The 14885-nt window shown below is 32.1% G+C and carries 13 protein-coding genes; 4 read left to right on the top strand and 9 right to left on the bottom strand.

What is annotated here, in order from left to right; all coding sequences use genetic code 11:
• A partial coding sequence (locus AC4GZ8_RS25145) for a hypothetical protein (RefSeq protein WP_491084628.1) occupies nt 1-823 on the top strand: 823 nt, incomplete at its 5' end.
• 142 nt (nt 824-965) lie between these two features.
• Here the strand turns inward: AC4GZ8_RS25145 and AC4GZ8_RS25140 are convergent.
• Entirely contained in the window at nt 966-1157 is a 192-nt protein-coding gene (locus tag AC4GZ8_RS25140; protein ID WP_491084627.1) for a Spo0E family sporulation regulatory protein-aspartic acid phosphatase, read from the bottom strand.
• Between the two features lie 693 nt (nt 1158-1850).
• Between AC4GZ8_RS25140 and AC4GZ8_RS25135 the strand changes: the two genes are divergently transcribed.
• On the top strand, nt 1851-2039 hold the full coding sequence (locus AC4GZ8_RS25135) for a hypothetical protein (RefSeq protein ID WP_491084626.1): 189 nt from the start codon (nt 1851-1853) through the stop codon (nt 2037-2039).
• Nucleotides 2040-2210: 171 nt separating this feature from the next.
• Here AC4GZ8_RS25135 and AC4GZ8_RS25130 read toward each other — a convergent pair whose 3' ends face one another.
• From AC4GZ8_RS25130 to AC4GZ8_RS25115, 4 genes are read right to left on the bottom strand one after another with little or no spacing between them, the layout of a single operon-like run.
• On the bottom strand, nt 2211-2618 hold the full coding sequence (locus AC4GZ8_RS25130) for a hypothetical protein (protein ID WP_491084625.1): 408 nt from the start codon (nt 2616-2618) through the stop codon (nt 2211-2213).
• A gap of 1 nt (nt 2619) precedes the next feature.
• A complete protein-coding gene (locus AC4GZ8_RS25125; protein ID WP_491084624.1) occupies nt 2620-4524 on the bottom strand; it encodes an AAA family ATPase in 1905 nt (634 codons plus the stop codon).
• Between the two features lie 38 nt (nt 4525-4562).
• A complete protein-coding gene (locus tag AC4GZ8_RS25120; protein WP_491084623.1) occupies nt 4563-5450 on the bottom strand; it encodes an NPCBM/NEW2 domain-containing protein in 888 nt (295 codons plus the stop codon).
• Nucleotides 5451-5466: 16 nt separating this feature from the next.
• Nucleotides 5467-5769 carry a hypothetical protein gene (locus AC4GZ8_RS25115; RefSeq protein WP_491084622.1) on the bottom strand — a complete coding sequence of 101 codons (303 nt, stop codon included), beginning with the start codon at nt 5767-5769 and terminating at the stop codon, nt 5467-5469.
• 151 nt (nt 5770-5920) lie between these two features.
• Here AC4GZ8_RS25115 and AC4GZ8_RS25110 point away from each other — a divergent pair, with 151 nt between their 5' ends.
• Together AC4GZ8_RS25110 and AC4GZ8_RS25105 are read left to right on the top strand one after the other, a co-directional pair.
• Entirely contained in the window at nt 5921-6910 is a 990-nt protein-coding gene (locus tag AC4GZ8_RS25110) for a DUF3854 domain-containing protein (protein ID WP_491084621.1), read from the top strand.
• A 126-nt stretch (nt 6911-7036) separates the two neighbouring features.
• Complete coding sequence (locus AC4GZ8_RS25105; RefSeq protein ID WP_491084620.1) at nt 7037-7834, top strand: hypothetical protein; 798 nt, start codon at nt 7037-7039, stop codon at nt 7832-7834.
• A gap of 605 nt (nt 7835-8439) precedes the next feature.
• Here AC4GZ8_RS25105 and AC4GZ8_RS25100 read toward each other — a convergent pair.
• From AC4GZ8_RS25100 to AC4GZ8_RS25085, 4 genes are all read right to left on the bottom strand, one after another.
• The gene (locus AC4GZ8_RS25100) at nt 8440-8781 is read right to left on the bottom strand and encodes a hypothetical protein (protein WP_491084619.1); all 342 of its coding nucleotides are present in this window, start codon (nt 8779-8781) and stop codon (nt 8440-8442) included.
• 435 nt (nt 8782-9216) lie between these two features.
• Nucleotides 9217-11832 (bottom strand): DEAD/DEAH box helicase family protein, encoded by a 2616-nt coding sequence (locus AC4GZ8_RS25095; protein WP_491084618.1) that lies wholly within the window; start codon nt 11830-11832, stop codon nt 9217-9219.
• Nucleotides 11825-13705 (bottom strand): DNA methyltransferase, encoded by a 1881-nt coding sequence (locus AC4GZ8_RS25090; RefSeq protein ID WP_491084617.1) that lies wholly within the window; start codon nt 13703-13705, stop codon nt 11825-11827. The genes AC4GZ8_RS25095 and AC4GZ8_RS25090 overlap by 8 nt, the downstream gene beginning before the upstream one ends.
• 118 nt (nt 13706-13823) lie before the next feature.
• Nucleotides 13824-14882 (bottom strand): hypothetical protein, encoded by a 1059-nt coding sequence (locus tag AC4GZ8_RS25085; RefSeq protein ID WP_491084616.1) that lies wholly within the window; start codon nt 14880-14882, stop codon nt 13824-13826.
• Nucleotides 14883-14885 lie beyond the last annotated feature (3 nt).

The following is a 14885-nucleotide window of genomic DNA, read 5'->3' as shown; positions in this document are numbered from 1 at the left end:
CCATTCTACAAAGCTTACACCTCTTGGCGAAGCATTATCTAAATTACCGGTTAATCCTCGTATTGGAAAATTGCTTCTTGTTGCTAAGTATCTTGGTGCAGAAAAAGAAGGGGCCATTCTTGCTTCAGTATTAATTAACAAAGTAAGACTTCCTTACGAATGGTCCGAAATAAGAGGTGAATATTCAGATGATATGACTTATATTACAAGTCAACGCGAATACGAAAATGATCTTGAAGCGATTATCACTGAATACGAAAAAGGTTATTTCAATAAACTTTCGGATGGTTGTGTTACGGATACTGTTCCTGAGCTTCTTAACGGCTTATCTAAGGTGGATTCACAAGAATTACAAACATTTGGTTTTGATGCTTTTAATCAACCTTATACATCAAAAATAGACGCTCTCAGAATGGCTGTTATCAGTTCCTTTGGACAATATGCTGCCTTATATGTTCCGCACGATACAATTCTTTGTGAGGAGATTTATGAAGAGTTAAAAGGTGGATGCTTTTACAGTGCTCCAAGTGATGATTCGTTTAAATTTAATACGATGAAAAACAGTAGATTCAATGGTCACAGATTAGATGGATTAATTCTTATTCCATTAAACCTTTTTTACTTCGAAAATGATATCAAATGTAGCATAGCTATTGATGTTACTATGAAAGAACTCGAAGTATTATCACCATTACAAGCTTTTAACTTGGAACTTCTTCATAACGAAATCGGAAGCTATAACGCACCAATGAATGGTAAGTATTCTAAAACTAAGTTAACTGCTGAAGAAAGGCTCTTTGCTCGATTATTTGCTACTGGGTAATACCTAGAATTGTTAAAAGTTTGTTTAGACGATAATTAGATCTCCTAACCTGTCGCACCCTATACGGGATATAACAAAAAGTCTCCCGATATTACAGGTGTCCGCTGGCTAGTTAGTCGCAGATCTTATCGGGAGACAAATTTTATACAATTCTTTTTTTATTTTCTATTATTTTTAGTTTTTGATATTGGTTTATTAAAAGGTCTAACTCTTTACTAATTTTTATTGTTTTTGAACTTGTTAAACCATATTCAATACCTTGAAGGATCATTAATTCTCTTTTTTTCTCTATAAGATTCAATAGAGAGTGCTTATTATTTATTTGAATATCCAAATTACTCTGTCCTCCATAATTTATATATTTTAAGTATAAAATATTTACTGTTCTAGGTAAATTAAAAATAAAAGGTTATTTATTGTTAAAAACAATGATGTTAGCCTAACTTTTCCACAAGTATAGTACCCGTAAAAATTTTACGGGTACAGGAAGTGGTTATATAAACTGCATTTTTAAAAATCCATCTATGATATAATATAAAGGAATACTAACTCGTTGCGCCTTAGAATAAGCGACGCGTTTTCTAAGGGAGTGTCTCGTGGAGCCTTTGAATATCTACGCGATACTCCCTGTTTCTTTAATTGAATAAAGGAGAAATAAAGATGAAGCTCTTTAGTATCTGTGATCTAAAAATTCTAAATTTATATATTTCTTAAGAGATAATGGAAATAACACGTATAATCTAATGATGTGGAATTCTAATTCAAATCATATGTTAAGGACAATAGAAACCTTTGATAACTTAGACCATTTAGAACCATCTTTAGCAAAAGTTTTAATTGAAAATGAAGAAAAAGTTTTTCCTAAGTCTGAGGAAGTAGATAGATACATTGATAGATTAATAGAAAAACATACGAAATCACAAAAACTCAAAAGCCAAAAATAAAAAGGAGCAGAAATTGCTCCCTTTTGTTTACACATTTTTTGATGCCTTATGTTACAAGATTATTTAACAAAGGAGAAGATGTCATGAGATTGGAGGAAGTATTAACTAAGGAAGAAAAAAAAGAAATCATAAAATTATGCTATGAAATGAAGGAAGCACTAACAAGAAAAGATATTGACTACTATGCAAAAGAAATTTATCGAATTATGGATCAGGCGGAAGAACGCTATCGTAATCAGTTTAGACAATCTATAAACAAAGAAACTCCCTAATTTTCAAGGAGTCTCTTTGTTCTAGTAAACTATATAAACCCACTAAATTTCATAAGATGTCCGCGACCAAACTTTCATCTATAGAAACTTGATACAAGCAGGATAAACTATTTTATCATACTAAATTTCAAACATAAACCTCTAGTAAGAAAAACATTTAAACCTATAAATCTATGTTCTTGATGCTTCGTATTTTGTATAAAAATAATGACAGATTAACCATCTAGAAATAATAAAACCTATTAACCCTAACAAAAGAAAAATTGCTTTTTGTGCCAAAGAGCTACCATCTCCGAGTCCACCATGTACTATAAAAAGAGAAATTTGGGTTCCCCAAAACATTAATAACGATAATAAAAACGTAGGATATAATACTGGTGATTGAGAAAGCCCGATTCCAAACATAATTATCCATATAATTATGGGTAAAATAAATGTCTCCCAAGCTCCGAAACTAAAATCTTCAAATTTAACACCATTTATAACAACGGTAAAAAATCCATAAATGTTTCTTAGTGAACTAACATACATCATAAAACTAATTCCTAAAGCAACAATCGTCACAATTCCTCTTATCACTCTACATCCCTCCCCTAAAATCTTCAGGAATTATTGTGATTAAATCATTTTCCGAAGGCTCTTCAAGTTGAGAGATGCGCAAGTTCTGATTTCTTTCTACTTTTTCTATTAAATTTCTAACATATCTACCATTCCCGGCTTCTTTGCTTCCTACTGCTGGTCGTAATTGTTCTTTTAGTACTGTTTCACAACCTTTAGCCATCTTGTAACCTTTTCCTTTAATTATAATGAATGCGATCTGCACGAGTTCGTCTAAAGAGTAATCTTCAAACACGAATTGATTTGGAAACCTAGAACGTAACCCTGCATTGACTTGTAAGAACCTTTCCATATCTTCTTCATATCCAGCTAAAATTACCAATAGATTTTCACGGTGATCTTCCATTCCTTTTACTAACGTATCAATCGCTTCACGTCCAAAGTCGTTTTGACCACCACTAGCAAGTGCGTAAGCTTCATCGATAAACAGAATGCCTCCTAATGCTTGGGAGATAACATCATTGGTTTTTTCAGCTGTTTGGCCAACATGACCTGCAACCAATCCACTTCTGTCTGTTTCTATTAAGTGACCACTTTTTAAAACACCCATATCTTTAAGCATTTTCCCAATAATACGAGCAATGGTTGTTTTACCAGTACCAGGATTACCGGAGAAAATCATATGTAATGTTTGTCCCGCAGCACTACCCAAGCCTTTTTGCTTTCTTAATTTTTGAACTTTAATTTGTGCAGCCAATTGTCGTATAAATACCTTTACCTTCTCATTACCTATTATCTTAGTAAGCTCTTTTTCTAAATCAAAAGTTTCTTCTTCAACGTAACCAAAATCTTCTGGTAACAATATTTTCATTTCTTCATTTGATTGATAGCCATCTCTTACTAATCGTTTTGATTGTTTCCGACGAGCTTCTTCAATAATGTTTCTTACTAGACGTCCGTTACCACTATCGTTTCGTCCTGGTATTTGTCTCTGTTCTAAAATACTATGAATCACTTTTAAGGTATCATCTTCTACAATAAAATCATTCTTTTTAATGTCAATCTCTGCGATTTTAAGTAACTCGTCAGCTGTATAATCCTTAAATTCTATTTGATTAGGGAATCTTGATTTTAAACCACTATTCGCTTGCATAAATTCATACATTTCTTTTGAATATCCAGCAAGAATGACTACCATGTTCTCTCGATTTTCTTCCATTCCTTTAACAAGGGCATCAATTGCTTCTTTTCCAAAGTCGGTTTCTCCACCCCTTGATAAAGTATAAGCTTCATCGATAAAAAGAACTCCACCTATAGAACGATCGATTATCTCTCTTGTTTTAGGAGCAGTTTGACCAACATATTGGCCAACCAGATCTTCTCGTACAACTTCAACTAAATGACCATTTGAAACAACACCTAATGCTTTAAAAATATCTGCTACTATTCGTGCTACTGTTGTTTTCCCAGTACCAGGGTTACCCGTAAAAACCATATGTAAAGTAGATCTAGATGTTTTTTGTCCGGCCATTTCTCTTTGAATATTAAGGTAAACTTCATCTTTTAAATCATAAATAAACTCTTTTACTTCTTTTAATCCAACTATATTTTCAAGGCGCTTTAGAGCATTTTCTAACAGCTCTTCATCTATCATACGAGGTTCATCTTCTTCTACAACAGAAAATGAATACGAATTATTCATTTGATTCTGATACTGCATAGATTGATTCGTTTCCTGAGTATTAAATGTCTGATAATTTGTATTTGTTCCTTGGTTACTTTGGCGAGAAGGTGCTTGTAATTTACCTGAAAGCCTATCCCTCATTAAACCAAGTATTATAAGCTCTGGAAATAAATATTTTAGGGCTCTTTTTCTTGATTCCTTGGAATTTCTTTCATCTGAAGCCGTTTGTTCTTGAACAGTCATGTTTTCCTCCTTTCAGAGATAAACAAAAATGTTTATCTCTATTCAATAATTGGATTCGCAAAAACAGCTTTTGTATATTCCTCACTATTTTCATCTTGTTTATCAAATTCAAGAGTTAATCTAATAACACTTGTAACATCAACTTCTATAGGAATTGCGAAATCTCCACCCCTAAATGGTTTTGTCTCGTGTAGCATTTTACCGTCACCATAGACTCTTACAATATAATTAGAGGTACTATTTTTAAATTCATCATCTATACCTACCTCTGTTTTAAACGTTTTATATTCGCCACCTAGATTGTATTCAACCGAAATAGATACGGGATTATAATTCCAACCACTTGATGGATATTGTAAATCTAATCCTAATCCCTTTTTGAATTGGTTACCGGCAATTGTTAACGGCTTACCACCTTCCCATTGATCAGTTACTATTTCGCTCTCTTCACCAAATTTTTCATCATCTTCAACAGTAAACCTTAAAATTTCTTTATCTGACAAGTATGTAGCAACTTCATCTGTACCTTCTACTGGTTGTTGTCCTACATATACAACTCCATCTTTCCAGCTGACTGGCATATCTAATTTTTCACTTACAAAATCACTATTAAATAAAAGGTTTCCGTTCTTATCAATGGTTAGATCTCCTGCTTTAATTTGAATTCGTTTTCCGTTATAAACCACTTCATTAAAAGGTACTTTTTCTTCCGTATTTTCTTCTTCAGAGTCTGTATTATCTTCTTTATTCTCAACTTCCTCACTTGCTACCTCTTGTTCCTTTTGTTCGTTAACAACTTTCTCCTTAGGAATGGTAGACGTTACAGTAGCCTTATCATGATTGAAAATTAAAAATGCAAATAATGTGACTAAAATAAAACTTCCAATACCTGACGCAATCAATATTTTCTTCTTTTTGTTATCCATTACCTATTACTCTCCTTTACGATAAGAATTCAAATACTTCTAGACCAAGATTTGTAATACTATATCTTTTGGCTTGTCCATATCTTGTTAAGTCAACTAACCCTAACACTTCCAATGGTGCAATTGCGGTAGCTACAGAGCTTCGATTAATTTTAGCGATAATGCTAATCTCATCCATGTTTAAGGAATTTTCCTTGCCTTCTTCCTCTAATTTTGCTTTTAATCCTTTAAGTATAGCTAAGGAACCATCCGGAAAACGTTCTGCTGCTTCCTTGATAAAGTCTTTAAAATTAATTTCTTCTAATGTTTTTTTGGACATAAAAAAATCCTCCTTAAAAAAATATATATCTAATTGTATCATATATTTATCTAGCTTGTTAGGTAGATAAATAATAAATATTGTAAAATTGTTATTATAACCATACAATTCAATTAAACGATTAAACGATAATGGAAGGAGGCACAATACAATGGCTCTTATTAATGTGGCCAAAGCGAAAACATTATGCCCTATTTGTGGAAAGAATGATTGGTGTATGATTTCAGAAGATGGAAAATTAGCATTATGCCAACGGATTGAAAATAACCATCCAAATAAAAAAGGAGGATGGTGGCATTCGTTAGAACATAATATTCGCTATGATAAACGTCAATTTAAAACAAAGGAAGTACAAGTAAAAGCTCCTGATTATATACTTGACCAAGTGTATAGTTTTCTCCTAAAAAATCTTTTATTAACATCTCAACATAGAAATTCACTTAAAAGCCGAGGTATTAATGACGAGGAAATTGAATTTTTCAACTATAAAAGTCTACAAGTTAGAGGAAGATACGAAGTTTCTAAGGTTTTAGAAAAAAAGTTCGGAACAAAAATTTTAAGAATTACACCTGGTTTTTATAACAAAAAAGGAGACTACGGGGATTACCTTACTATTGCCGGAGGAACCGGCTTTATGATTCCTGTAAAAAATGTTTACAGACAGATATGCGGAATACAAGTTAGAGTTGATCAACCTACTAAAAAAACAAAATACATCTGGTTATCTAGTTCTGAGAAAAAGAATGGTACAAATTCAGGGACTCCTTTACATATTGCTTTCCCTCCCTACATGAAATCTAAAAATATATGGATAACTGAAGGTCCATTAAAAGCCAATATTTTAGCATGGCGAAAAAAATGTATAGTAATTGCTGCACCAGGAATATCACACTGGATGGAGATACCTCAAACCGTTGAGAAAATAAAACAATTTTATCGTACTAATAATAATTGTATTATCGCTTATGATGCGGATTATAAAGAGAAAACATATGTTAGAGACCATGCAATAAATCTGAATAATGCTTTAATTGATAAAAAGATCAATACTGCTTTCGCAACATGGGATCTGGCACAAGGGAAAGGGATAGATGATGTTATAGTTAATAATGGAGAAGTTAAGTTAGTTAAATCTATCTAATAAACTAGAAATATAGCCGATAGGTAAAAAACGCGATAAAGAGCAATTAAAAACGTCCTTTTTGAACTTTTTTGATATTTTAAATGATAGAATAAAATGAATTTGAAAAATTTAGGGGGGACTTACGTGGCATCAATAGATTTTGCTAAATTACAAAATGTAGTTAGAGACCCGAATTCAATAACACGAAATGTTAAGAACTCAAATCGTTGTTACCCAGAATACAATTCACTAGTTTCTAACTATATGGTAAAACACAATTCATTTAAAGAGAAAGAATCAGCATTGCATATAATCTCTATGCAAAACTGGATACAAAGAAAAGAACTTACAACATCTGCTACAGCAATTAATTATGGCCAAATTTGGTTTACTGATCTAGGAAGTAATTACAAACCTGAATGTTCTTATCTTCATCCAGCAGTTGTGATAGAGATGATAGGAAATATGGTATTGGTCATTCCTAGTACTACTTCAGCCCAATTAGTAGCAGATGCATACCATCCAACAGATAATCCTTCCGGCAATAAATTCTATAGAAAAGTAGGCGTTGCAGAAGGATTTGCAGGCACTTGCGTTCTCATACTTTCTAATATTCGTGCCGTATCTAAAGGGAGATTGGTCGATTTAAAAGGTGTGATGCCTGGAGTGAACGATCCAACAAAAAGCTCTGTATTTTGGGAGGTAAAAGATCGCTGCTTCGAATTTTCTTTCCCCAAAAAGCACATTGAAATTTACAAATTAACACAGGCAAATCAACAATTAGAACAAGATATAAATACCTTGCGAGCAGAAAAAGGACAATTAGAGCTTGATAAAAGTACTTTGCAGACAGAAAATGAACAGTTAGAACAAGATAAAAAAGATTTAGAAAAGAAAATTCTTGAACTTCAGAAGGAACTCAAAGAAAAAAATAAAAGTTAATAAATGTAATAACCCACTTGAAAAAAACGTTTATTCAATGTATAATGTGGTTATTAATAAATGTAATATAAGCCGAAATGGCAAAATATTAATCGTAAGCCGAAATGGCAAGTAATATTAATATCATCAAAGGGTAGTCCATCACATATTGTGTATAGACTACCCTTTGTTCATAATGTACAGTCACATAGGATCAATGAATTTGCATATACTACTATCAAGCCGAAATGGCAATTAGATCTTTTAACGTTAAGCCGAAATGGCGAAAAAAGGCTCACCAATTCATGTTGGTGAGCCTTAATTTTGTTTAAATTAATTATTTATAAAAATATCATAATTATTTGGAATAGGGAAGACAAGTTATCTGTGCCTAGAGTATTTTAAAATGAAAAAACTAGAATTGTTTTATAAGGGTCGATCGATCCGAAAAGGATAAACCTTAAGGAGAGAACCTCATAAACTATTCTAGTCGAAGTGTATTATTTTATTAAGATGTCATCTTATAATCGATCAGCGTTAAAAATTGGAGATCAGACAAAAAAGTCAATCTAACACAATAATTCGCGATCAAGATATAAATTTTTATTCGGGTATGAAAGAACGTATTAATAACGGTAATTAGCCTTAGAAGGCTGAGTACATTGTACTTTTCTTTGCATTTGTTGTTTCTGTTTTTTCGCATTTGCGATACGTTCACATGCATCTGAAATCTTCCAGCTAACATACAAAACTCCAACGAATCCTGCAAAAGCAAAAGCTATCATTGAAATTAAGAAAACAGCTAACATAAGATGATATGCATCTTCAACAAAAAACAGATCAGCAGGTGCTTCAGAAATCATTACCATTGTTTGATACGAAACTGCCATAATAATCGGACATACTAAAAGTAATACTCCGATCACTCGAATTAAAGGATTGACTTTCTTAGTGTTTTTGCGATTCATTACAATTCCTCCTAAAAAAATAATTATTTTTTGGTTAAGGACAGACGTCCCCTCTTAAACTAGCAACTTTTGCTAATCTAAGAGGGATGTCTGTCCTCATGGAATTGTAAGATTCAAGCAAACTCACTAAAAATAATACCTTCTGACAATATTATAACATAATTTGTAACAATTAAAAGCGTTTTATTGTAACGGTACAGAAAAATAAAAAAACAGCAGATAAATTCCTCTATCAGCTGCTAAGTTCATATAAATAATATGTTGTATATATTAATAACATAAAATATTTTTAGGTACGTTAGTACCCAAAAATAGCCGATACTCCCCTATATCGCTTATCGTATTGGCTATTTAAAGGTATATAGGGTGTCGATTCGCCCTGTATCGGGTTAGTTTTTTGCGAAATTTCTCTCTATTCTATTTTTAGTAATTACCTCAGTAATTCAATTTAAATTCTTCTTCCGTAGGATCTTTAATATCTAATTTTTCTATAAATTCTTCCCGAAAAGCTTGTTTTTCTTCTTTTTCATCTGAATAAAACTTAAATCCAATCAAACGTGCTTGTTTGCCATCATGTAAAACTTCTATATCGGCATGTTCTGTTAACGATAGCATGAAATCTTCTTTCCACTTGTCCTGAGCTTTTAAATGACTTCCTTTAGGTTCAATAAAAAGTTGATATGTAAAATCTTCATCTTCCATAAATAAAAGAAAATCAGGCATAAAACCTCGAACACGGTCAATTTCATAAAATTTTACTTTACGTTCGTTACGTACCAAATAGACGTTTTGATATTTTTCCTGAAGAACTTCTAAAAATTGATTAATTTCCTCAATTAACGCCCATTCAAGATCATTGACGATTGCTTGGTCATAAATATACCAATCTTGTCCACGCATACTTTTTGACGATAGTAATTGGGTATTAAGTGTTTTGCCTCTCGAATTTACAATATTCGTTTCAATCACGTAATCTTCAATATAACTGGAAAAAGATTCGCCAATAAATTCAGGTGTACCTTTTTCTTTGGCGTAATTAAGTTTCATCTTTTCTTCAACATGGTTTAAAAACTTCTCCACAAATGCTAATTGTTCCTTCTTAGATAAATCATCAATAGTCATTCCACGAGGAAGTCGTACAAAGATTTCGCACCCCCCCATGAAATAAGAAGATTCAATAAATTCTTGAACACTTTTTATTGAAGGTATGTACTTACTTAATGTCGAAAAACGAAAAAATTGATTTCTCTGGATCGCTTTTTGAATTAATCGTTTATCGAAAGAAATTTGAACTTCGGTATATAAATCTGAAAGTGTCTTTTCACCTTGTGTTTGTTTGCCGTATTGTAACTCTTCAGCTCGTTCAAAATCGTAGGTTACTCGATTATCGATTGAATACTTTTCTAAAGAGTTGTAGTCATCAGGTGTTGTTGGTACTCGTCGATTTATATAGATTTTTCCATTTTTAAATAAAGGAGTTTCTTTAAATTTATGCTTCAACTTTGCTTCGTACCGGTTGTACTTTTCTTCCTTTGTTTGGATACCAGCTGCGTCTAACGATTTTATAAGATTTTTAATATAAGCACTTTCATTTGTTGTATGATAATGAAGGCTTTCCAACACTGACAGCTCTCTTCCTAATAAATCAAATCGACGCTGAAAGGACTTTTCTCCGTTATATTCAAATGGGTAATATCTTGCACCTCGCCCTATCAATTGAGCTTCTGAATCTGTTGCCTTTTTTGATGCAGAAGCATTTTCACTTAACCTAACAATATCAAATAAGTTTAGAACGTCCCATCCTTCATTCAATTTTGCAACCGCAAAAATTGCCCGAATTGGATTATTGGTATTTTCTAACGAATTTAAAAGTCCAGCGTCCTGTTCTGAAAAGATTTCTTGAGAATTGACTGACAAAATGGTGTCTTGTGTAAAGTCATATTGTAAATCACGGATAACCTTAGATAAGTCTACACTCTTATAAAAATTAAAAACCTGTTCCCAAACAGTGGACGTTTTTTTATGAATGCTTACTTCCCTTTGTACTATCTTTTTAAGCGACGATTCAGACAGTTCTTGGATCATTTGCATAAAAAAGTTTTTAGCAGATTTAGACAGAGCGATGGTGTTGGACTTAAACATGATGACAGGTTTTAGTTCAATCCCATTTTTCTTACCTACATATTTACGGTACTGATTTAGAAGAATAGCTTTCAACATTTTACTTTGATCATCTTCGGTGTGTTTAGCAATAAGAACGTTCTTTGAATATCCATCGTTCATAAAATGTGGTAAATCATATTGAAAAAGAACCTTATCCTTGTATTTATCAAATAAATTTTCGTTGTTCAAATCAAGTGTAGCAGTAAACTCTAATATTCGATTTTCAGGATTAGCTCTCATTATGTTAGATACAGTCATTTCCCAGTTCTTTTCTTCAATTTCTACTTTTGTTTCACTTTTCTTGTTCTTTTTCTTTGTTTGAACATTGATATGGTGAGCTTCATCACTAAGCAATACAAGTTTTTCTTCGGCTAACAATTGATAGGTTAAACCATTCTCACGAGGTTGTGTCAATTCCATATGTAACTTTTGAATAGTAGTGAGTTTCAAATAGATCGTTTGTTTGTTTTTTTCTTTCGGAAAAACGTCAACAACTTGAATAGAAATTTTTTCACCATCAATTTCTATTCCTTCCGGATTAAACAAATACTTAGCTGATCTAGAATTCAAAAGATTCTCTTCTGTCTTTCGAATGATGGCATCACTATTAACAAAGAATAAAAAATTTTGAAAGCCTTTTTGCTTATAAAGATATAAAATAGACGCAGCTAAAACATTAGTTTTTCCTGATCCTGTTGCCATTAAAAATAACAGGTGGTTAGAAGATGGTTTACCTTCAATAAACAATAAGTGTTCTAGCGCTGCCTGTTGGTATGATCTTAGTTGGTGCTTTAAGTTTTTTTGTATGTACATTGGAACAGTAGGACGTTCTACAAATAAAGAATTTAACAATTTCTCAATTTGATGATGAAGCGTTTCTTTATTCATTTAAATCACCCGTTTTTTGGTAAAATGAACGATTAAATGCTTTAATCTGTTCTGAAATATTGTAAAGGGAATCATCTATTTCTGAATAGGATACATAGTTCTGGTTGTGATCCAACGAATCCAAAACAAGTTTTTTCTTATCTTCAAATGAAAATTCATTACTTATTAAAAGGTTCTTATTGAGCTTTTCTAACTCTACTTTAAAGTTAAAAAAGGCCTTGTCCTTAATATAATTTAACGTTTCCAACAATTCTTCTTCGGATGATGCATTATTTATTTTCCGAATAAATGCTTGGTTAGATTCAAGTAGTTCTGCATAAACAAAGCTTCCCCCACCTTTCCAACTAACATCCTTAGATATTCCACCTAGTTCTCCTTCAACAACTTTTTTCAACCGAGGAATAGAAACCCCTTGAATGTAATCCATTTGTTCTATACCAATAAATTGACGGCCCATTTTCATTGCTACAGCTAGAGTTGTAGCTGAACCCATGAAAAAATCTAAAACTATATCACCATTAATTGAACCAAGATGGATAATTCTTTGAAGTAAACGTTCAGGTTTAGGGGTAGTAAACAGCTCTACATCATCAATAGCATTTACTTCTTTTTTTGCTTCTTGATTATTACCTACCTCTGAATGCTTCCAAATTGTCATAGCTGTAATTCCACTTTTTACCTCAGATAAAAATCGTTTGATTCGAGGAACATTATCACCATTTGCTCCAAACCAAATTCGATTGTCTTTAATCATTTCTGCCAATTTCTCTTTTGACACCCTCCAGCAATAACCAGCTGGTGGATTAACTTTTCTTCCCGAAGGAGTAGTGATGGTATAGTCTGTATTGGCATTATATGTTTTAACTGATAAATCTCCAGAAGTCCATGGACCACGTGGATCATTATCTGGATTTTTATATCGACTATTCATTTCTTCACTCCGCGGAAGAAGATTAGGTCTCCAAATATCTTTATTTTTAGCAAAAACCAATATGTGATCGTGACTATCTGATAACCAAGTGGCATCGTTTTGTGGAGAAAATTTCTTTTCCCAAATAACATTGTTAACGAAATTCTCTCTACCGAAAATTTCATCACATAACACTTTTAAATAATGAGATTCATCATCGTCAATTGTTATCCAAATAGAACCGTCATTTGAAAGTAATTCTCTCGCTATTTCTAATCTATTTTTCATAAACGTTAACCATGTAGAATGATTAAAACGGTCGTTATATTTAAAGCTATCTCCACCTGTATTATAAGGTGGATCTATGTATATTAGTTTCACCTTCCCGGCAAAACGCTCTTTTAAAGAATGCAAAGCGATTAAGTTATTCCCTTTTAAAACTAAATTATCGGTATCTTTAAATTTATTAACTTTATGTTCTCCATTATGTTCATATTTTTTTACATTCATTAATACTTTTGGTGATAACATCACATCAATTTCTTCTTTTGCTAGTATATTGTGATAATACACTTCGTCTTTATTCACATCTTCTTTCGTCATACCTCCTTCTAATACAGTATCTTTAAAAGGAAAGTCTAGTACAACATCAGAATTATATTTAAGATATTTCCCTTCACTGGTTAATCCTATTTCATTACCAAACCTTGTATAACTGCTATCCCAATAGGACTTGTAACGAAAAAATTCAATAAGTTCCTGCTGTTTAAATACAACAATCCCTTCTATTTTTGTTGAATAAGTCGACCGAATCAAGTCATCTGATAAAAGTAATGTCATTAATTGCTTATCGTAATTTCTGATACCTTCAATAACTTTTGTTTTATTCAATTGCTCCTTTTCCCAATAATTAGGAAATGATTTCAATAAAGATGTTAAACGTTCTTCAATAGTTGTTTTCATAAAATTCCCCCTTCTATTTAATTTTGTTCCTTTCTAATCTCCTATATCGCTTATCGTATTGGCTATTTAAAAGTATATCAAGTGTCGATTCACTCTATATCGGTTGCTTTTTAGTAGATTATTCTTCATCTTCTAGAAATCCTTTAAATTCAGAAAGTATTTTTTCCAACTCACTTAAATCGTCTTTATACAACTCATCTGCGTCCCCTTCAACAAAATAACGTTCTAATTTAGTGTTATAAACACTAATAGAATTAATATCTATTGAATCAGTAGGTTTTCCTAACTTTTTCTGTTCCTTTTGACGATTTATTAAAACGCGCCTTAAAGCACTGCCGATATTCTGAGATTGGTCCTCGTTTTCACAAAGGATAGTCAATGAAAAGGAACTTTTCTCAAAACAATCACATATGTCATTCATATCTTTAATAATTTCTACAAAACGATTAGTGCTACTGTCTCCAAAGTGTGTCACTGCAAGTTTCACATGAATGCCGTTTTTGGTAAGAGAAATACGTCTAAAATAACATCTACGTTCTATTAAACTTTTAAGACAAATCGCGATAAATTGATAGCAAGTTTCGTTCTGTTCAATCTTTATTTCTCCATTATTGTTTGTGATTTTTAAAGGACTTTTTTTGAAAACTTTTTTGGTATGCCAATCTCTGTATAAGTTATTGAAAGCTCCTGGTAATATTTTTGGTAAAACATCCATTCTTTTTAATTGCAATTGGAAAATTGGTACAGGATCTAGTATAAGAGGATTCCCTTGTTGTAAAAAATACTCTGCTCTCATAAAGCTATCTAGTAAAGGTACATCAGAACTCCTTTTTACTTTAGAGTCCATAGGTTTAGCTAATTTATCTTTAGAATACCACTTCATAGCCCTGGTTAATGGATAAGTATAATGACAACCTTTATATCGAGCTTCTCCAAGAACTTTCATATCAATTAATTGTTTAGTAGCGTTATGCCCAGCTCCCCTGGATTTTCCAAGTAATGTTCTCCATTGACTTTTTAACATATAAGGAAAGTACTTAATTTGAGTCTCCAAAAATCTCTTATAATCTTTCTCAATAACGGCATAAACAGATACATCAAATAGATTGATTGGAATTTCAAGAACTTCTCTTTTATCTTCATTATGAAAAAGCCTTATAGTTTCCAATACATTCATAAT

This window comes from Metabacillus sp. RB-C-LZQ-3-1, from assembly GCF_058315175.1.
The sequence above is the reverse complement of the archived record's forward strand: the minus strand, read 5'-3'. Positions and strand labels throughout refer to the sequence as shown.